This is a genomic window from Syntrophomonas sp. UBA5494, assembly GCF_002426325.1.
This window is the reverse complement of record NZ_DIPG01000038.1, coordinates 84,042-84,331: the sequence shown is the minus strand read 5'-3', so window position 1 is coordinate 84,331 and position 290 is coordinate 84,042. Positions and strand designations below refer to the sequence as shown.

Genomic DNA, 290 nt, shown 5'->3' with positions numbered 1-290 from the left:
TCAACAAGCTGTGCAGAGCGAGCAACGCGGTGATTCGCTTTTGTCGACGGTATAAAAAACCGTCGCAAGGCGGTTTTTTATACCATATACTCCATTAGAAGCTGTTCCTGCATCCTTTTCAAGCCGTTCTTGATATAGCGGGCCCGCACTTCGCCGATGCCTTCAACGTCATCCAATTCAGCGATGGTGGCTCTCAAAATATTTGACAACAGCCCGAACCGTTCAACCAGGTTGGCTATAATAGAGCCCGGAATGCGGGGCAAGCGCTGCAGCATGCGGTAGCCCCGCGG

1 pseudogene is annotated in these 290 nt (G+C 52.1%); it reads right to left on the bottom strand.

The annotated features are described in order from the left end of the window. Positions 1-77: 77 nt before the first annotated feature. Positions 78-290: pseudogene (locus tag B3W37_RS04170) on the bottom strand (DNA integrity scanning diadenylate cyclase DisA); the annotation flags it as partial.